This is a genomic window from Paenibacillus silagei, assembly GCF_017874735.1.
GTDB classification, from domain to species: domain Bacteria; phylum Bacillota; class Bacilli; order Paenibacillales; family Paenibacillaceae; genus Paenibacillus_AQ; species Paenibacillus_AQ silagei.
Window position 1 is genome coordinate 274,739 of the sequence record NZ_JAGGLV010000007.1, and the last position, 18,408, is coordinate 293,146.

25 protein-coding genes are annotated in these 18,408 nt (G+C 53.0%); 21 read left to right on the forward strand and 4 right to left on the reverse strand.

Annotated features, from left to right (window positions below; translation table 11 throughout):
* Positions 1-256: 256 nt before the first annotated feature.
* The 6 genes from J2Z70_RS33260 to J2Z70_RS13235 all read left to right on the forward strand — a co-directional run bounded on the left by J2Z70_RS33260 (position 257) and on the right by J2Z70_RS13235 (position 2,847).
* The gene (locus J2Z70_RS33260; RefSeq protein WP_245368211.1) at positions 257-337 is read left to right on the forward strand and encodes a YjcZ family sporulation protein; all 81 of its coding nucleotides are present in this window, start codon (positions 257-259) and stop codon (positions 335-337) included.
* 165 nt (positions 338-502) lie between these two features.
* Positions 503-1,306, forward strand: coding sequence for a glycoside hydrolase family 73 protein (locus tag J2Z70_RS13215; RefSeq protein ID WP_209873515.1), 804 nt, complete (start codon positions 503-505; stop codon positions 1,304-1,306).
* A 5-nt stretch (positions 1,307-1,311) separates the two neighbouring features.
* Positions 1,312-1,593 carry a holin gene (locus J2Z70_RS13220; RefSeq protein ID WP_209873518.1) on the forward strand — a complete coding sequence of 94 codons (282 nt, stop codon included), beginning with the start codon at positions 1,312-1,314 and terminating at the stop codon, positions 1,591-1,593.
* Positions 1,594-1,707: 114 nt separating this feature from the next.
* Entirely contained in the window at positions 1,708-2,130 is a 423-nt protein-coding gene (locus J2Z70_RS13225) for a hypothetical protein (protein ID WP_209873520.1), read from the forward strand.
* A gap of 154 nt (positions 2,131-2,284) precedes the next feature.
* Positions 2,285-2,419 (forward strand): YjcZ family sporulation protein, encoded by a 135-nt coding sequence (locus J2Z70_RS13230; RefSeq protein ID WP_209873522.1) that lies wholly within the window; start codon positions 2,285-2,287, stop codon positions 2,417-2,419.
* A 176-nt stretch (positions 2,420-2,595) separates the two neighbouring features.
* Complete coding sequence (locus J2Z70_RS13235; protein WP_209873524.1) at positions 2,596-2,847, forward strand: YjcQ family protein; 252 nt, start codon at positions 2,596-2,598, stop codon at positions 2,845-2,847.
* A gap of 89 nt (positions 2,848-2,936) precedes the next feature.
* Here the strand turns inward: J2Z70_RS13235 and J2Z70_RS13240 are convergent, their stop codons facing one another.
* A complete protein-coding gene (locus J2Z70_RS13240; RefSeq protein ID WP_209873526.1) occupies positions 2,937-3,830 on the reverse strand; it encodes an S-layer homology domain-containing protein in 894 nt (297 codons plus the stop codon).
* 134 nt (positions 3,831-3,964) lie between these two features.
* Positions 3,965-4,540, reverse strand: coding sequence for a hypothetical protein (locus J2Z70_RS13245; protein ID WP_209873529.1), 576 nt, complete (start codon positions 4,538-4,540; stop codon positions 3,965-3,967).
* Between the two features lie 189 nt (positions 4,541-4,729).
* Between J2Z70_RS13245 and J2Z70_RS13250 the strand changes: the two genes are divergently transcribed.
* The 4 genes from J2Z70_RS13250 (at position 4,730) to coaD (ending at position 6,523) form a co-directional block, all read left to right on the forward strand.
* A complete protein-coding gene (locus J2Z70_RS13250; protein WP_209873531.1) occupies positions 4,730-5,047 on the forward strand; it encodes a hypothetical protein in 318 nt (105 codons plus the stop codon).
* 94 nt (positions 5,048-5,141) lie between these two features.
* Complete coding sequence (locus tag J2Z70_RS13255) at positions 5,142-5,330, forward strand: single-stranded DNA-binding protein (RefSeq protein ID WP_143803648.1); 189 nt, start codon at positions 5,142-5,144, stop codon at positions 5,328-5,330.
* An 82-nt stretch (positions 5,331-5,412) separates the two neighbouring features.
* On the forward strand, positions 5,413-6,021 hold the full coding sequence (gene rsmD, locus J2Z70_RS13260; RefSeq protein ID WP_209873535.1) for a 16S rRNA (guanine(966)-N(2))-methyltransferase RsmD: 609 nt from the start codon (positions 5,413-5,415) through the stop codon (positions 6,019-6,021).
* Complete coding sequence (coaD, locus tag J2Z70_RS13265) at positions 6,005-6,523, forward strand: pantetheine-phosphate adenylyltransferase (RefSeq protein ID WP_036728903.1); 519 nt, start codon at positions 6,005-6,007, stop codon at positions 6,521-6,523. The genes rsmD and coaD overlap by 17 nt, the downstream gene beginning before the upstream one ends.
* On the opposite strand, the gene J2Z70_RS13270 is transcribed toward coaD, so the two are convergent.
* On the reverse strand, positions 6,495-7,781 hold the full coding sequence (locus J2Z70_RS13270) for a nucleoside recognition domain-containing protein (protein WP_209873538.1): 1,287 nt from the start codon (positions 7,779-7,781) through the stop codon (positions 6,495-6,497). The two genes, coaD and J2Z70_RS13270, sit on opposite strands and share 29 nt — an antisense overlap.
* Positions 7,782-7,940: 159 nt before the next feature.
* Between J2Z70_RS13270 and J2Z70_RS13275 the strand changes: the two genes are divergently transcribed.
* On the forward strand, positions 7,941-8,981 hold the full coding sequence (locus J2Z70_RS13275) for a SepM family pheromone-processing serine protease (protein WP_036728900.1): 1,041 nt from the start codon (positions 7,941-7,943) through the stop codon (positions 8,979-8,981).
* Here J2Z70_RS13275 and J2Z70_RS13280 read toward each other — a convergent pair.
* The gene (locus J2Z70_RS13280) at positions 8,971-10,209 is read right to left on the reverse strand and encodes a tRNA(Met) cytidine acetate ligase (protein ID WP_209873540.1); all 1,239 of its coding nucleotides are present in this window, start codon (positions 10,207-10,209) and stop codon (positions 8,971-8,973) included. The genes J2Z70_RS13275 and J2Z70_RS13280 overlap by 11 nt on opposite strands.
* A gap of 172 nt (positions 10,210-10,381) precedes the next feature.
* Between J2Z70_RS13280 and J2Z70_RS13285 the strand changes: the two genes are divergently transcribed.
* The 10 genes from J2Z70_RS13285 to rnc all read left to right on the forward strand — a co-directional run bounded on the left by J2Z70_RS13285 (position 10,382) and on the right by rnc (position 18,299).
* Positions 10,382-10,903, forward strand: coding sequence for a YceD family protein (locus J2Z70_RS13285; protein WP_036728896.1), 522 nt, complete (start codon positions 10,382-10,384; stop codon positions 10,901-10,903).
* A 50-nt stretch (positions 10,904-10,953) separates the two neighbouring features.
* Positions 10,954-11,127: a 50S ribosomal protein L32 gene (gene rpmF, locus J2Z70_RS13290; RefSeq protein WP_019911234.1), complete on the forward strand. Its 174-nt coding sequence runs from the start codon at positions 10,954-10,956 to the stop codon at positions 11,125-11,127.
* 274 nt (positions 11,128-11,401) lie between these two features.
* Positions 11,402-11,998 carry a transcription factor FapR gene (gene fapR / locus J2Z70_RS13295; protein WP_036728893.1) on the forward strand — a complete coding sequence of 199 codons (597 nt, stop codon included), beginning with the start codon at positions 11,402-11,404 and terminating at the stop codon, positions 11,996-11,998.
* Positions 11,982-12,971 carry a phosphate acyltransferase PlsX gene (plsX, locus tag J2Z70_RS13300; protein ID WP_209873543.1) on the forward strand — a complete coding sequence of 330 codons (990 nt, stop codon included), beginning with the start codon at positions 11,982-11,984 and terminating at the stop codon, positions 12,969-12,971. Before fapR ends, plsX begins: the two co-directional genes overlap by 17 nt.
* Positions 12,972-12,979: 8 nt before the next feature.
* The gene (locus J2Z70_RS13305; RefSeq protein WP_155991613.1) at positions 12,980-13,969 is read left to right on the forward strand and encodes a beta-ketoacyl-ACP synthase III; all 990 of its coding nucleotides are present in this window, start codon (positions 12,980-12,982) and stop codon (positions 13,967-13,969) included.
* A 113-nt stretch (positions 13,970-14,082) separates the two neighbouring features.
* On the forward strand, positions 14,083-15,006 hold the full coding sequence (gene fabD / locus J2Z70_RS13310; protein ID WP_209873546.1) for an ACP S-malonyltransferase: 924 nt from the start codon (positions 14,083-14,085) through the stop codon (positions 15,004-15,006).
* A gap of 51 nt (positions 15,007-15,057) precedes the next feature.
* On the forward strand, positions 15,058-15,807 hold the full coding sequence (gene fabG, locus J2Z70_RS13315) for a 3-oxoacyl-[acyl-carrier-protein] reductase (protein ID WP_036728883.1): 750 nt from the start codon (positions 15,058-15,060) through the stop codon (positions 15,805-15,807).
* A gap of 124 nt (positions 15,808-15,931) precedes the next feature.
* The gene (acpP, locus tag J2Z70_RS13320; protein ID WP_036694165.1) at positions 15,932-16,165 is read left to right on the forward strand and encodes an acyl carrier protein; all 234 of its coding nucleotides are present in this window, start codon (positions 15,932-15,934) and stop codon (positions 16,163-16,165) included.
* Between the two features lie 176 nt (positions 16,166-16,341).
* On the forward strand, positions 16,342-17,580 hold the full coding sequence (gene fabF / locus J2Z70_RS13325; RefSeq protein WP_209873549.1) for a beta-ketoacyl-ACP synthase II: 1,239 nt from the start codon (positions 16,342-16,344) through the stop codon (positions 17,578-17,580).
* Positions 17,581-17,594: 14 nt separating this feature from the next.
* Positions 17,595-18,299: a ribonuclease III gene (rnc, locus tag J2Z70_RS13330; RefSeq protein WP_036728876.1), complete on the forward strand. Its 705-nt coding sequence runs from the start codon at positions 17,595-17,597 to the stop codon at positions 18,297-18,299.
* Positions 18,300-18,408: the final 109 nt, after the last annotated feature.

The following is an 18,408-nucleotide window of genomic DNA, read 5'->3' on the forward strand; positions in this document are numbered from 1 at the left end:
TTCGTCATCCCGGAAAAACTTAATGCCTATCCAGCTCAGCGGTGTCCAAATTTCCTTGAAATAATATGAAGGCATAGTAAATTAGTCCCTCCGATATAGTTAATTATTACTAGTTTAAGCCAGGATGGAAGATTTAACAATACTTTTTATTACATATAAATCCCATATTGTGCGTTCGCCCAGTTTTTTTGGGACTACAGGCATATGATGTAGAGGAATCAAAGCTGGGCATGTGCGTAAGAAAGGAGGGCTCCAGATGAGTGGAGGTCTGAGAACGTCAACGGCTACGATACTGGTGTTGTTTATTTTGCTGATTATTATCCTTAGCGTATTTTAGTGGAAGGGAATATAGTGGGTTATTGAAACAGTGCCGGTGCATCTGCTCCGGCGCTGTTTGCGTGCGTATAAGGTGCAGCTCACTTCCATATACATCATAACAGGGATAAGCACAGGCAGTTTGGCAGGGCGGGGCATTTAATATAGTAGGAAAGGAAGTGAAACAATGACGAACTCCGAATTTATCGCCCGGATCGCTTCTTTCGCAGTAGCGGATATGCAGCGCACCCGTATCGCAGCTTCGCTGACGATTGCCCAGGCGGCACTGGAATCCGGCTGGGGAACGAGCGGCTTGACGCAGAAGGCCAATAATCTGTTCGGTATCAAGGGCAGCGGGCCTGCGGGCAGCCTGGCGCTTCCGACAACGGAATACAGGAACGGCCAAGCTGTACAGGTGACTGCCCAGTTCCGTTCCTATCATAACTGGGGAGAATCTATAGCGGATCATTCCGCACTGATTACCGGGGGAGTGTCCTGGAACCCCAAGCTGTACAGCAAGGCTATTGGAGTCGACGGCAAAACAGCCGCCCGCGAGATTGCTGCTGCAGGCTACGCAACGGACCCGGGTTATGCGTCCAAGCTGATTCAGATTATGGATTCATATAACCTGTATCAATATGACGAGCTGAAGGAGGATGAAGAGATGTCAGCTGAAGATAAACAAAAAATTGCGGCGCTGGAAACCGAGCTGCGGGAACTGAAGGAGCTGCTGGCAGGGCTGTCTGTCAGCAGAGATACACTGAAGGCCGGCGTTCAAGAGCAAGGCCAGGCCATTAAGGGTGTCACGGAGCGGCTGGCGGTCATTGAGGGCCGTACAGTAATGAATGTGCCGGCCTGGGCTGAGCCTGCGGTACAGGCAGCGTCTGCCGCCGGTCTGCTGGATACGCCGTCAGGAGGCAGTTATGATTTCTACCGGATGCTGACTGTATTGAACCGTGCCGGTCTGCTGGTTACAAGCAAGGGGGTGTAGCAGGTATGTATTACGATGCACTTAACAGTGTACTAGCTTTTGCATCCGTATTGGCGGTATTCGTCATGGCGCTGGTGCAGCTCGTTAAGAACAGCGTGAACCTTCCGCGTAATGTGGTTCCTGCGGTGGGGCTGGCCATCGGCCTGCTGGTAGGAGCGGCTGCGTACCCTTTTACAGACATGAATCTCATTCTTCGTCTATGGGCCGGAGGCTTGGCCGGATTATCGGCAACGGGGCTGTTTGAACTGGCGTTCAATAAGCGGAGTGGGACGACCAAAGAGGAGTAGGGCAGTACCGGCTGCTTGAGAGAATATAAAATAGGGTGCTAGGAATGGTGATTTCATCCAATCAGTTTGGTAGGAACGCAAATATACTAGTAAAGAAGAAAGGAGGTGCTTGAAATGGGAACTTATGTTGATGGAAGAACCTCACAGAATGCCAGTACTGCCAACTCTATTGCGATTCCAATTCTAGTGATTAATACTCCGCAGCTCTTTGGGCAAATTGGCCTGATCACGGCTGGAGTAGGCGCGAATCCGCGTGTACTACTCAAAGGAACAGTTTCGGTTTCTCTCCCCCTTGCACTGGTAGGCATCACTGTAACCATCGTTAGAGGAACACTGGCAACTGACCCTGTTGTGTATTCCGCCACTTCCACTTTCAGCCTTAGTATTCTGGCTCCACAGGTTATCACCTTTTCTGCAGATGATTTCCTCCCGACGATTACTCCGCAGTTAACCTATACTGCGTTCATCAGCTCGAATCTTCTGGGTACGGTCCGTGTGGGTCCGGAGAGCTTCGACGGCATTCTGGTGTCTGATTAATCTCCAAGCTGTGGGACATCCTGCTCAGCTCTAACGTCAGGGCGGGCAGGATGCCCTTGTACATACGCCCCAAATTATGTCCGTTTCGCCCAATCTGATAAGGTCACTTGCTCATATGCTGTTCTGTAGTCAACATTATGAAGGAGGTAATCTCATGGGTGCAGATTGCGGATACGGTGGCAATGTAGGCGGCGTGAATACTTGTGGAGTAAGTCCTTGGACATCGACAGGCGCGATACTGGTTCTTTATATCCTGCTCGTTATTATTCTGAGTGCCTGCTTCTACTAGGAGATCCAATCAGTCAGCGCAGTCCCGGTAATCCGGGACTGCGCTTGTTGCAGGTGCAGGATGGACAAGCTTTGCTGCCTGAAGGTAAATATAAATTCGCCATGCCCCGAACGGATGTGCGATAATAGAAGTCATTGTCTTCAGGGCAATCAGTGCTGGCATGAAAGAGGTGTATGATGGAAGAGAAAGAAAAGATATATGCCATCCTCAAGCGGATTGAAGCGGAACAGGCGGTTAATCAGGAGGTAACGGAACTGGAAGCCGAGGCCTTCGCCGATATTATGGAGGAGCTTATCGACAGCCGGATGGTGGAGAATATTAAGATCTCCCGGTCAGGCAGCGGAATCGTGACAGTCAGAACTACTGACATCAAATTGACCCGGCGTGGTCATGATTTTATTTTATTGAAGGAGTCCGGCCGAATTTGATCGGAAAATAGATGTCATTACCCGGCACTGTAAGAGGCCGGGCTATTTTTGTTGACTAGGGTCCCTGCTTGATGAATCAACGCTTAAGGCTATTTATTGCTGTATTTTTGCAGAACCCCTTTCTTCTCAAACAACAGATAGACGCGGTCCAGAATCGTTGCCAGTTCTGCCCGGGTAACAGGGGCGAGCGGTCTGTAGTATCCACGGGAATCGGCTGTAATAATCCCTTGGGAGTCCATTGCTGCAATTGCGTATACCGGTAGAAAGGTGAAATCACCAATTAGCGAGATAGATCCATTCGGGTATGTATAAAAAATCGCGGGGGAGAGTTCATCCCCTGGTACGTATGTATTCCATCTGTTGCTGGCCTTCGCTCTTTCTGTATCCATGTATTGATCCATTGCAGTCTGAGTATTGAATTTTTTCAAGGGAATATCCTTGAATTTACTTAACCGCTGGTATAACTCTTTGTCAGGATCATCGGGATTCGCACCCTTGTCGAAGTCTTCAGCGAATAATTGGTAGAGCATAGACGTGAGCTTGAGTCGTGTCAGCCGGGCTTCAGGCTTGAAGGTATACTTGCCTGTTGAAGAGTCTTGGGAAATCCCGCCGCCGCTGACCGCAGAGGAATTATATAGCTCGGAGATTTCCTTGTAGGCCCAATGATTCTTGGGGACATCCTGGTAGCCGGTCACTTTCGGTTCATAGAACAGGGGCGCTACATTGGGGCGGTACTTATCGAACAGCCGGTGCAGCATGACGGTGAACTCGGCTTTGGTAACCGTTGCTTCAGGTTTAAAGGTGCCGTCGGAATACCCTTTTAGCACATCGTTATCCGTCATGAAAAGAATGGATTCCATCGCCCAGGAATATTTCTGCTCGTTGACATCGGAGTACAAGCTTTGCGCACTTGCGGATGAAGACGGGGCAGAGCTGAGAAGCATCATGCTGATGACGGGGAAAAGGATTGTTTTTTTGAACATGGGACCTCCTGATCAATTGAATTCTTATGATGAATGCGGGATCCCTAAGCTCCCTTACCCTAATGAACGGTATCACCATCATTCCTGAATTGTCAATAAATACGGGAGGTCCCATGCCGGAGACATAAGGAGGTTTACTTGGTTGTAATCTCCGACAACGCCTTGTCCATCTGCGTTTCATTCGATTGTACGGCTTCGCTGTCCACAGCATCAATTCCGCGGAAGACATTCTTAGTGTTCTGATAAAAGTCAAAGGCAAACTTCTTAATAGCCTCACCGTCAGGGTGATTGCGCTCAACAACAGTAGCCTTGAACAGGTTCGTCAGCATGTATCCGGCATCCTTGCTATGCGCGAGATAATTCCCGGCGGTGTACTCCTCCACGATCTGGGATTCAAAATCCTTAAGCTCCACAGCCGACGGAGTGTACGATTTCGCCAAAACTTCCGCCGCATCTGCTTTTTGCGTGGCCTCCGTATCCGTAGTCGCGATTTGCTGGATCGCAGATTCCCAGTTCACGGACGCCTTCCCGGTGGAGGGTTCAGTGGCTGGTGCTGACGTGGGTTGCACTGCTGTCGGCTGTGCTGTCCCGGCGGGAGTTGGGGTGGCCTGATTAGCCGGAGTGTTGCAGCCTGCGGTCAGTCCAATGGCACCGCTGAATAGGATGACTAGGGCGAGGGACGACATCTTTTTATACAAGGGCTTCTTCATAGCGGTTCCTCCTGAATCTATCTGATATTCATATACTATATATGTAACCTTGTCCGGACGGATTGAATTTATTCGCTAAAGTGACTAATAGATATGTATATTTGTCAAGATCGACAAGGTCAAATGATGTAGAATAATAAATTGGATTCTGGTACAATCTTATGTATCACGTTTGAAGGAGCGGAACTCATGGATAATGATTTGGTGCAGGTATTAAGAGCCGTTATTCGAGAGGAATTGGAGCCTGTTAAGGCGGAATTAGGAACCGTCAACGAGCGTTTGGATCGAATAGAGACAGAGCAGCAGAACATGAAACAAGATCAGCAGACAATAAAACAAGATCTGCAAACAATGATGCAAGATCAGGAACAGATTAAACGTGCTGTGCTGGAAACAAACGAGCGGCTCATCAATGTGGAGTCTTTATTGGAGAATCAGCATAGAATTATCGAACTTCTCTCAGCGCGCTCCATTGAGCAGGAAGCCAAGCTGAAGCGGATTATATAACTATATACACAGCAAGCCCACGTATCTTGATTTCAAGGCGGGGGCTTTTTTTGCGTAAAACAAAAATCGAGGCTCCCTTTCGGGAGCCTCTTTCATGGGAGAGGAGAAACCGGACGAAGAGCTTATGGGGAAACGTAAGCCTGCTCCGCGGTTGTCTACGACATTTTGTGATGTCGATAATTACAGGATGACCCGGATGCGGGAGTTTTATACATTTGCTTGCGAATATTCTTCTGCTCCGCATTGTGACAAAGTCGGACAATCTTTTTATTTCATGGAATAATTGTGGTACTATAGGCTTGGACTTATGCCCTGTAACGGCATAGTAATGTAGAGACAAAAGCTAAAAAGCAGGTGGATGATCGGTGAGAGTCATATCGGGAAGTGCAAAAGGCAGGCCGCTTAAAAGTGTTCCAGGCAATGGCACACGGCCTACTACCGATAAAGTGAAGGAAGCGTTATTCAGTATGATCGGGCCTTATTTTGAAGGAGGTACGGTGCTTGATTTGTATGCCGGTACCGGAGGCCTGGGAATTGAAGCCCTAAGCAGAGGGATGGAAGCTGCGGTGTTTGTGGACATGGAGCAGAAGGCGATTGACACGGTGCGTGCCAACCTGAAGGCGGCCCGGCTGGAAGCGCAGGCTGAGGTCTACCGCAATGATGCGGGAAGAGCGCTTGGTGCACTCGGGAAGCGGGGGAGAGCATTTGATCTTGTTTTTCTGGACCCGCCTTACCGTATGAAGCATGGAGACGAGCTGATGGTTACGCTGGCGGACAAGCTGCTGCTGAACCCTGATGCAGTGATCGTGCTGGAGCATGAATCGGGGTATACCTATCCCGAGGATATACCGGGGTTCGTGAGAACGAAGCAATCTGTCTATGGAGAGGCTACGATTTCTATCTACCGGTATGAAGCTGCTGTTCCAGAGGCTGCCGCAAGCGGCAAGGAGGTTAATGATGAGTCTGCAAATTAGAAAAGAACGTGTCGCTATCTATCCGGGAACCTTCGATCCGGTTACGCTGGGACATATGGATATTATTCACCGGGCCGCCAAGCAGTTCGACAGGCTGATTGTGACGGTGTTGAACAACCTGAGCAAGAATCCGTTGTTCTCGGTCGAGGAACGGACAGAGCTTCTGCGCCAGGCGACAGCGGATATACCGAATGTTGAAGTGGACAGCTTCCGTGATCTCCTGGTTAACTATCTGAGGCAAAAGGATGCGCAGGTTATTGTCCGGGGAATCCGGACCGTTACGGATTTTGAATATGAGCTGCAGAATGCTTCCATTAATCATAACCTTGACCCTGAAGCGGAAACTATATTTATGATGACTAATCCGAGATACTCCTACCTTAGCTCCAGTGTGGTGAAGGAGATTGCCCACTTCGGCGGGAAGGTCTCGGATTTTGTAACCCCTGAGGTGGAGCAGGCCATGAAGCTGAAGTTCAGCCGGATGGACGGCGGCTCGAAGTAAACAGCTTCACGGCAGCAGACAGCAACAGCAGCAGCATAACAAGCAGAGTCTGAAGTCCCAGGATCTGTGGGGCCAGAGTCCATATTCTCAGCGAAGTGCCTATGTCTTGCAGCTGTACGGCCGGGGGTGAGCCGGCTAGAACCGGCAGCACCGCAGACTGAATATGGAGCAGCGGTGTCCACAGCAGGAGCGTGAACGCAAAGGCAAATAGTCCATGCAGCAGCCTGACTGCGGTGAACGGAAGGAAGCGGACATTCGCTGCCTTCAGCACAGTCAGTGCCTGGAGCTGGGCGCAAATGCCGCTCCAGGCCAATCCGGCCGACAGCAGTGCCGGGCCAAGAAGACCGCCTATTAGAAAACCTTCAAGTCCTGCTGCGGCTGAAGTCATTGACCGGGCCCCGAGATGAATCTCAAGCATGCTTGCTGTAACCAGATTCGGCAGCCATGGCAACAGTCTGGTAACAATACTTACAACAACTGCGAACATAATCATATAGCCGCCTATAATCATCAGGCTCTGTACGGCGGAGGATACGGATTCACCGAGCACCTTGCCGAAGCCCCGTCCATCCCTTGAACGGGCATCCGCTGCTGCCTGATGGATACGCCGTGGCAAGGATGCTTTTTTGCTGCGGGGGCGGCTGCCCGTCAGGCTGGAATCACTTTCTTGCGGAACTTGCGGAAGAGCTTGCGGAAGCGGAATAGGTGAGCTTATCTTACGGGAGCCATTGAAGCAGGCGGATAGAATACCTGCGGCTATCCCTGACAGCCAGTGGATGGCCAGCAGGGCATACCCGGCGGCTGGACTATGCAGGAAGGCTGTCCCGACTACAATAAGCAATGTGACCGGACTGGCATAATGCACGATAGCCGCCAGCCGTCCGGCCTCCTTGTCCGTAATGTCCCCCTGCTTGTGCAGCTGCATCACTCCTCCGGCTGCTGCCGGGAAGCCGGCGGTAAGGCCGAGCACCAGCGTCCAGCCGCCCGTCCCGGGAAGCCGGAAGCACCGCTTCATCAGCGGCTCCAGCAGGACGCCGATACCATGCACGAAGCCGGATGCGCTCAGCATCTCTGAGAGGATCAGGAAGGGCAGCAGCGCCGGAAAGACCAGGGTCCACCAGAGCGTAAGGCCCGTAAGTGAAGCCTTGAATGAGGCTTCAGGTGCTATGATTATTGCTATAGCTAGCAGAATGGCTGCAGCCCCGGGTATAAATGGAGCTGAACCCGACAGGAAGCGTCTGGATCTAAAGTTTATCATTAGAGTTATCCCCTCTTCATAGCTTAGGACATGGGCAGATCTTGTTATCAATTTATGCAGGGGAGACAACCATCATGCCACAGCCGGAGTGAAGCTCCAGGCTAAGGTACCACATTCTAAGTGCCGGGGCATCATCCGCAGGAAAGAAGGGGAAGAGACTTGAGGCAGTACAAACGCCGGGTAGGCATCCGCGCTTCAGCCTATTTATTTTCATTCGTGGTCATTCTCTATGTTGTCGTCTTTATGAACACGCCTTACATTGTATATCAGCCGGGCAGCGCCTCCGAGGTGGCACCGATGATCAAGGTTGAGAATGCCGATCCGCAGGAGCAAGGAACCTTCATGATGACCACGGTCTCTGCAAGCTATGCGAATGTGGCTCTTCTAATCGCCTCTGTGTTCAACTCGAATGCCGAGGTAGTATTGAAAGAAACCCGCCTGCAGGATAAGACAGAGCAGGAGTATGCGGCGGAGCAGGTGTTCTATATGAATAGTTCACAGTCCTATGCTGTGCAGGCAGCCTATCATGCGGCAGGTGTACCTTATGAGGATGTCGTGGATTATCTGTATGTGTTCTCGGTACCAGAGACTGCTAATCAGGACCGGTTCAAGCCGGGGGACAAAATCATCAGTGTAGGCGGACAAAAGGCAGCCGATCCGGCCGCGCTGTCCAAATTGCTGTCGGTTCATCAGATTGGAGATAGCGTGGAGGTATCGCTCCAGCGTGATGGCAAAGAGATCAAGGAGCAGGTCAAGCTGGTGGGGGTCAAGGATAAAGAAGCTGCGGTTGCCCGGCCGGGCTTCGGCGTCGTTATTGGTGCGGTTCAAAAAGTGGAGCCTAAGCAGGAAGGCAAAGCCGTCAGCTTCGTGGATACTAACGTGGGCGGACCCTCTGCCGGTCTGATGTTCACCATGGAAATCTACAACCGGCTTACGCCAGGGGATCTCACTAAGGGCCGGAAGGTAGCAGGCACGGGTACGATAGATCCCGAGGGGAACGTGGGGCCAATCGGCGGAGTGAAGCATAAGATTGTAGCGGCCGATCGCAAGGGAGCGGAGATCTTCTTCGTTCCGCTTAAGAACTACGACGAAGCCAAGGCAAAAGCGGATCAGATCGGCACGAATATGAAGCTGGTTCCTGTCTCAACCCTACCCGATGCCCTGAAATACATGGAGGAGCTGCCGGTCATCAAATCCTGACCGGCGGCTCAAGATAATCACTGTACAGATCGCTGCGCAGCGGGTCGGCATAAGCCCCGGCGAACACGGCAGCCGCCTGGAGGTCCCGCTCCAGCATGGGATGGGTGCACCGGGCCGGGCTTGTAATCACCGGAAGCGCCGCTGTCTGCTTCATCTGCTTCAGCAGCTCCCGGCCGCTCTCGCGGAAGCCAAGAACTCTTATATAGCCGGGACCCCGGGAGAGAACGGAGGGGGACAGCTCTGTTTTGCTGTGGTTCAACAGGGTGTGAAGCAGCAGACGCTGGAGCCGGGTAAGGGTATACCGTCTGCTCTTAAGCTCCTGCAGCAGACCGCCGACTGTGAACTTATCCAGCTGGCGCATGCTTCGGAGCAGCCGGTTCTCCAGGCCCTCGTTCATATCCTGCACTGTGTGCAGCTCCGCAGCGGAGCGCGTATAGAGCACATGGCGCAGCGGCCCGGCGAAGTCTTCTAGCCCTACCGGGCCCCGGCCTGCGTCACGCTCCCGCTCCAGGATCGACAGGGCGTACTCCGGCATGTAAGCCGCCGGTGATCCGCCCTCCTGCAGCAGCCTGCGGATGGCTGTTGCACTGGCAATGGCCGACCCGCCCTCCAGCGGGTCGTGGAAGCCCGCGCCGGTACGCGGCACGGTCAAGGGCCTGATCGCGCTGCCCAGCCGCCGCAGCGCGATCAGGTAGTGCAGGCCGAGGCTGTTGTTGGGCTGCCGCAATATACTTTCGGCATCTTCCGGTTTCTCCTCTCCCAGGAAAGAGGCCTTCCAGGCCGCCGCCGCCGCTGCGCTGTAGGCGGCGGGGAATCCCGCGCCCTCAGAGAGGCGCGCGCGGATCTCCTCCTTAAGCGCGCTGCTCTCTTCGGCCAGGAAGCCGGCCAGAGGGAGCAGTGCGCCCAAAGTGCCTGCTTCGGAGCCGAAGCACAGGCTGTCGACGACGCCGGTCGCCTCCAGCAGGGACACCGCTCCGAAGGCGAACCATTCCGCTGGCTGGACGGCGTACGCCACCGGCAGCTCAATGACCAGATCGGCGCCCATGTGCAGCGCCATCTCGGTACGGGCGCGCTTGCTGACCGCCGCCGGCTCGCCGCGCTGGGTGAACGGTCCGCTCATAATGACAACGGAGCGGTCCGCTCCCGATATTCTTTTGGCCTCGGTGAAATGATGGACATGCCCGTTATGTAAAGGGTTATATTCGGCTATAATACCTACAGTTGCCACAGTTGCTTCACGCCCTATTCGTAGGATATCCGACGATTCAGATTCCGGATTCAGTGCTTAACTTAGGTATATCATAAATTGTCTCCGCCCTTGAAACAATATAAAGGGAAAATGGTTGACAAACTCAGGGAATAATAGGTATAATAAATTTTGTTTGTTTGGAGTGATAAGAATGAACATTCACTTTCGCAAATTAGCGAATGCCGACGAGCCTCTGGTCCTCCACGAAGTTGTGGATGTCAGCGGGGTTGTCACAGGGCGCAAGGATATACTTGCTGTTGCACCACTCTCAGTAGACCTTAAAGCGCTGCCCGCGGGAACCGATAGTGTGAACGTGGTGGGAACACTGAACGGAGAAGTGGACATGTTATGTTCACGTTGTCTCGGTGAGGTCAAGAGTAAGCTGAATATTCCTTTCGCTGAGACCTTCAAGTGGCTTAAGCAGCCAATTCTTCCGGAAGATGAAGATGAGGAACTCATTTACATCAAAGATGAGATTGTGGATCTTATCCCGTATGTGGAAGAAAATTTCGTACTGCACTTACCGGATTCGGTATTGTGCAAGGCAGACTGTCTTGGTCTTTGTCAGAAATGCGGACAGAACTTGAACGAAGGCACCTGCAGTTGCGACAACACAGTGATCGATCCAAGACTCGCTGCGTTGAAAGGATTCTTTACCAAGCAAGATGACTAAGAACAAATCCCGAGGAATTGGGTTACAACAAAATCAGGAGGTGTCTAACAATGGCAGTACCACAACGCAGAACGTCCAAGACTCGCCGTGACAAGCGTCGTACTCACTTTAAACTGGTTGTTCCAGGTATGGTGAAATGCGAACAATGCGGAGAGCTGAAGCTTGCTCACCACGTATGTAAAGTTTGCGGAACATACAAAGCAAGAGAAATCATCAAACAATAGTTTGCACATAAGAGTAGCACTTCATCTGCCGGTGGAGTGCTATTTTTATGTGAAAATAAAGCTGGGGCAGAGCTTATATGCCTTGCGCTGCGCGGGTTTTCAGGCGCTTTTCAAGCCAAAGCTTTATTTTTGCGCCGGCATGCTTTATACTACATATTAGTACCTGGTTCTAATTGGTAAGGTAGAACAGAGAGATATGATTATAGCGGCCACTCTTACGGGCCGGAAAGCTGCACATCAGGCCTGTGCCGGGAGGTGAGCCGCTATCGAGCGGATGTCCAAGAAGGAACGTCAGCAGCAGCTGCTGGCTATAATAGAAGGGAACCCGTTTGTAACGGACCGGGAATTGACCCGCCAGCTGAAGGTGAGTATCCAGACGATCCGGCTGGACCGGCTGGAGCTGGGGATTCCCGAGCTGCGTGAGCGGATGAAGCAGATGGCGGAGCATTCCTATGATCAGGTGCGTTCCCTGCCAGCTGATGAAGTGGTCGGTGATATTGTGGATCTGCAGCTGGACAAGAGCGGGATTTCGATCTTCGAGATCCGCGATGAGCATGTGTTCTCCCGCAACGGGATTGCCCGTGGCCACTACGTCTTCGGCCAGGCGAATTCGCTGGCAGTAGCCATAATTAATGATGAGATTGCCTTAACGGCTTCGGCCGACATCCGGTTTGTGCGCATGGTCCGGCTGGGTGAGAAATGCATTGCCAAGGCGCAGGTGCGCTCACTTGCGGGCCGGAACGGCAAGGCTGAAGTGGATGTATTTACATATGTCGGAGAAGAGCTGGTATTTCAAGGCCATTTTATAGTGTATCGTTCAGCAACTGAAGAGTACAGCGAAGGGGGAAACCGGAGTGCGGATCGCCATTGATGCCATGGGCGGGGATAATGCTCCTGAATGTAATGTGGAAGGCGCGCTGGCAGCGGCTGCGGAGTGGAATGACATAGAGATCATACTGGTCGGTGATGAAGCGCGGCTTGAGCCGCTGCTGAAGACTAAGCCTTCTAACGTTACCGTACGTCATGCCGGGGATGTGATCGGTTCGGATGAAGAGCCTGTGAAGGCAGTCCGCCGCAAAAAGGACTCGTCCATGGTCGTAGCCGGACGGATGGTCCGCGAGGGTGAGGCCGATGCCATGATCTCCTCTGGGAATACCGGAGCATTGATGACTACAGGACTTCTGGTAGTCGGAAGAATGGAAGGGATCGAGCGGCCGGCGCTGGCTCCGATGATTCCGACGCTGGATGATGTCGGTGTGCTGGCCCTGGATCTTGGCGCCAATATGGATGCCAAGCCGCAGCATCTGGCGCAGTATGCCCAGATCGGCAGCATATACCGCAACAAAGTGCACGGCATTGCGAAGCCCCGGGTAGGCCTGCTGAACGTCGGGACGGAGCCGGGCAAGGGCAATGAATTGACCAAGGAAGCCTATCCGCTCCTGGAGGCGCTGCAGGGCATTCATTTTGTCGGCAATGTAGAAGCGCGGGATGTGCTCACCGGAAGCTGCGATGTGCTGGTCTGTGACGGCTTCGCCGGTAATATACTTCTGAAGACGCTGGAAGGAACAGCCGGCGCAATGTTCTCTCTGCTGAAGGAGCAGTTCAGCAAATCGCTTAAGACGAAGCTGGGGGCGGCGATCCTGATGCCGGAGCTTAGAAGCCTGAAGGGCAAGATGGATTATAAGGAACATGGCGGAGCGCCGCTGCTTGGTCTTAGCGGCCTGGTAGTCAAGGGGCATGGTTCGTCCGACGGCAATGCGGTGAAGAATGCGGTAAGACAGGCACGGATTGCCCTGAAGGCGGATCTGGTGCCTAGTATATCGAAGGAAATTAGCGGGAAGTGAGTGAAGACATGAGACAATTACGTCCGGTAGGAATTATTGGGACTGGGAAATATGTGCCTGAGAGAATATTAACCAACAGCGATCTGGAGAAGATCGTCGAAACGAATGATGAATGGATTGTCAGCCGCACAGGAATCAGGGAACGGCATATTGCGGCCCCGGAGCAGGCTACCTCTGATCTGGCCTATGAAGCGGCCCTGAAGGCACTGGAATCCGCAGGGATGAAGGCCGAGGAGCTCGATCTGATTATTGTCGCTACAGTTACACCTGACAGTGCTTTCCCATCCACTGCCTGCATTCTACAGGACAAGCTGGGTGCCAAGAACGCAGCTGCCTTTGATCTGTCGGCAGCCTGCTCCGGATTCGTCTACAGTCTGGCTACAGCCACGGGCTTTATCCAGAATGGAATGTATAACAATGCGCTGGTGATCGGTGCAGATACGTTGTCGCGCATTACAGATTATACAGACCGCAATACCTGCGTGCTGTTCGGTGACGGTGCCGGTGCGGTAATCGTCGGCGAGGTTCCGGAAGGACGCGGCTTCCAGTCCTTCGATCTTGGAGCGGAAGGCTCTGGCGGCAGTCTGCTTAATCTGGAAGCGGGCGGCTCACGTCTCCCGGCTTCCCAGCAGACCGTAGAAGACAAGAAGCACTTCATCTATATGAATGGCCGCGAGGTCTTCAAGTTCGCAGTACGCGTCATGGGATCGGCCACGGAGCGTGTGCTTACCAAGGCGGGATTGTCTAAGGAGAATATCGACTTGTTCGTGCCGCATCAGGCCAACATCCGGATTATTCAATCCGCTATGCAGCGTCTGGATCTGCCGCCGGAGAAGGTTGTAGTCAACGTTGATAAATACGCGAATACCTCCGCTGCCTCCATTCCGCTGGCGCTTGTAGAAGCAGCCGAGGAAGGCCGGATGAAGGCAGGCGATGCAGTGCTTATGGTCGGCTTCGGCGGCGGACTTACCTGGGGCGCTTCTGTGCTGATCTGGTAAGAATCGGGGCATTACTAGTGAATAATCGGAATTAATAATAGCAACGATGCAGCTCTTCTCAGGCGTTATGTGCCCGGCGGAGCTGCAGCTAACGGGAAGGAGCTTTAACCCTCATGAGCAAAATCGCATTTGTCTTTCCCGGTCAGGGTGCACAGGCAATCGGTATGGGTAAGGATGTATATGAAGCATTGCCTCAGAGCCGTGCAGTCTTTGAAAAGGGTGACGAGGTGCTTGGATTTCCGCTGAGCGGGCTAATATTTGAAGGGCCGGACAGCGAGCTTAAGCAGACGGTGAACACTCAGCCGGCACTGGTTACAGCCAGTGTGGCTTATCTGGAAGCGCTAAGCGGCCTCCAGGTTACGCCGGATTATGTGGCAGGCCACAGTCTTGGCGAATATAGCGCTCTTGTGGCAGCCGGCGTGCTGTCCTATGAAGATGCTGTAAGGCTGGTCCGCCTGCGCGGACAATTCATGGAAGAAGCAGTTCCCGGAGGACAGGGGGCTATGGCAGCGGTGCTTGGAGCAGACCGTGAGGCGCTTACGGAATTATGCCGCAGTATTACAGCAGCGGGTACTCCCGTTGAACTGGCGAATGTCAATTGTCCGGGACAGATTGTGGTGTCCGGTTCCGTAGCCGGTGTAGATGAGGTGGTCCAGCGTGTGAAGGAAGCCGGGGGCAAACGGGCGATTCCGCTGGAGGTTAGCGGGCCGTTCCACTCCTCATTAATGAAGGGTGCGGCTGAGCGGCTGGCTGCTGAGCTCGAGAAGGTAACCTTCAATGCTCCTGCTATGCCGGTAGTGGTCAATGTCACCGCTGCTCCGGTGACAGACCCTGAAGAAATCCGCAAGCTGCTGGTAGAACAGGTATATTCTCCGGTACTCTGGCAGGATAGCGTGGAATGGCTCATTGGCGCAGGTGTAGATACTTTTGTAGAGATTGGCTCCGGCAGTGTGCTGGCTGGCCTGATCCGCAAGATTGACAGGAAGGTCAAGGTTGTGAATATCAACAGTCTGGAGAGCGTGCAGGCTGGCTGGTAAGTAGCTTGGCCTAACCGCAGCCGCATGATTATCGAAGGGGGACAACATAGCATGTTTGCAGCACTAAAAGGTCAGACCGCCCTTGTAACCGGAGGGTCCCGGGGGATCGGCCGCAGCATTGCCTTGGCACTCGCTGCTCATGGCGTGAAGGTCGCGGTGAACTATTCCGGCAGCCTTCAGGCGGCTGAAGAGACCGTGGCCCGGATTCACGAGCTGGGCTCGGAAGGAATCGCTCTGCAGGGGAATGTCGGCCGCAGCAGTGACGCCGAGAACCTGGTCAAAGAGGTTATCCAGACCTGGGGAAAAATCGATATCCTGGTGAACAATGCGGGCATTACCCGGGACAATCTGATCATGCGTATGAAAGAGGAAGAATTCGATCAGGTCATCGAGACGAATCTGAAGGGCGTCTTCAACTGCCTGAAGGCAGTAACCCGCCCGATGATGAAGCAGCGTTATGGCCGGATCATCAATATTTCCTCGGTTGTGGGCGTGACGGGGAATCCCGGACAGGTGAATTATACCGCTGCCAAGGCAGGGGTAATCGGCATGACGAAGTCTGCGGCCCGCGAGCTGTCTTCACGTGGAATCACAGTGAACTGCATCGCACCAGGCTTCATTGATACCGACATGACCCGCGAGTTGTCCGATGAGGTTCGCAGCGAGCTGATCAAGGGGATTCCCTTGGGAGAGCTTGGGCGGGCGGAGGACATTGCGAATGCGGCGGTATTCCTGGCTTCGGAAGGGGCAGCTTACATGACAGGCCAGACGCTTCATGTGGATGGCGGAATGTACATGTAAGGCTTCGCAGGGCGTTAGATCGTTACGGGTGAAGATGGACAGAGGCGGCCAGGGCAGCGTTTTTTATGCTCTATGGTATTTTGACTTCATATCTCGTATAATACCAAAAGAGGAGGTGAACCGGATGTCCGATGTATTGGAGCGTGTAACACGCATTGTCATCGACCGCTTAGGTGCCGATGAAGCAGAGGTAACATTAGAAGCGTCTTTCAAAGATGATTTAGGTGCTGATTCTCTTGATGTTGTAGAATTGGTAATGGAATTGGAAGATGAATTCGACATGGAAATCTCTGATGAAGATGCAGAGAGAATTACGACCGTGGGTGAAGTTGTGAAGTACATACAATCTCATACCTAGAGTCATATGATTGAGGGTCCCGTTCCTGCCAGGGCGGGACTTCTCCTCATTTTACAGTGATAATAACTGAACCGCAGATTAACTAATCCTGCGGCGACTGCAGTTTATATAGACATCTGGTATGTTTGCGTTTACACATTGTAGAGGTACACAGCCTATAGACGGGGTGATTATGTTTGAATCATAGAGTAGTTGTAACTGGTATGGGTGTAATGACTTCGCTGGGTAAGGATCTTGAGACGTTCTGGGATAGCCTCATGAGCGGCAAGTCCGGAGTATCCCTGGTTGAAGCTTTTGATGTCAGTGAATATCCAACAAGAATTGCTTCCTCGGTCAAGGATTTCGATGCGGAAGCACGCTTCGGCCGCAAGGAAGCCCGCAAGATGGACCGGTTCGTACAATTCGCAGTTGCTGCTGGTGAAGATGCGCTGAAGGACAGCGGACTTACGATCGGTGAAGATATCGATGCAGAGCGGATCGGGGTATCTGTCGGCTCTGGAATCGGCGGCCTCGGCACATGGGAAGATAACCACAACCTGCTGCTCGAAAAAGGCCCGAAACGGGTCAGCCCGTTCTTCATTCCGATGATGATTGCCAACATGGGCTCCGGCCAGCTGTCGATCAATCTCGGGGCCAAGGGACCGAATACAACGACAGTGACCGCTTGTGCAACAGGCAGCCACTCCATCGGAGAATCCTTCCGTCTGATCCAGCGCGGTGATGCGGATGCGATGATCTGCGGCGGTGCGGAAGCAACCATTCGTCCTACAGGAATGGCAGGCTTTTGTGCAATGAGAGCCATGTCTACCCGCAATGACGAGCCGGAGAAGGCCAGCCGCCCGTTTGATGTGGACCGTGACGGCTTTGTCATGGGCGAGGGTGCGGGAATCCTGATTCTCGAATCCCTGGAACATGCCGAGAAGCGCGGAGCCAAGATCTATGCCGAAGTCATCGGATACGGTCTCAGCGCCGATGCCCACCACATGACGGAGCCTGATCCTGACGGTGCAGCACGCTGCATGAAGATGGCGATCCGTGATGCCGGTATTAATCCTGAGGATATCGACTACATCAATGCGCATGGTACATCTACACCGGTAGGCGATAAATCCGAGACAGCCGCTGTGAAGAAGGCGCTTGGAGAACATGCGTACAAGGTTGCGATCAGCTCAACCAAATCGATGACAGGCCACTTGCTTGGCGCTGCCGGCGGGGTGGAAGCGATTATCTGCGGGCTGTCCCTGCAGAAGGGTATGATTGCCCCTACCATCAATTTGGACAACCCTGACCCGGAATGCGATTTGGACTATGTTCCGAATGTGCCACGTCAGGCGGAGCTGAATATCGCGATGTCGAATTCCTTCGGATTCGGGGGACATAACGCGACCGTTATTCTCAAAAAATATAATAAGTAAGGGGAGACAGTGCAGTGAAAGGAGACCTGAAGCAGTTACAAAGCCAACTTCAAATCCAATTTCACGATCCTGTACTTCTGAAGCAGGCTTTCACCCATGCATCTTATGTGAACGAACACCGGTTCAATCAGCATCAGGACAACGAGCGCCTGGAGTTCCTGGGTGATGCGGTGCTTGAGCTGACGGTGTCCGAATATCTGTATAATCTGCTCCCGGACAGGCCCGAGGGAGAATTGACCAAGCTGCGTGCTGCGATTGTCTGTGAGCCGTCGCTGGTCCGGTTCGCCGAGACCTTGGGCTTCGGGCGGTATGTACTGCTGGGAAAAGGGGAAGAGCTTACGGGCGGACGTACCCGCCCGGCTCTGCTGGCTGATGTGTTCGAAGCCTTCGTGGGAGCGCTCTATCTCGATCAGGGACTGGAGACGGCCAGGAGATTCCTGGATAATCACGTATTTCCGCTGGTGGAAACCGACGGTAAGCTGCAAATGCAGATGAGCGACTTCAAGACAGAGCTTCAGGAACTGATACAGCATCATGGGATGGGTACGCTGGAATATCGGATTATTGAAGAACGCGGACCGGCGCATGAGCGTGAGTTCGTCTCAGAAGTATATATGGCCAGCCGTTCACTCGGCAGCGGCAGCGGCCGCTCCAAGAAGGAAGCGGAGCAGCAGGCAGCGGCAGCGGCATTATTGCTTCTGAAGGAAGATGGTGCCTGAAGGCACAGATGAACATCTGAAATGCGGAGTAGAGCAGCAATGGTCTGAATGCCGGCGGTTCGGCGGAAGTCAGACTTTTGCTGCTCTTTTTCGAAAGATCAGAAATGAT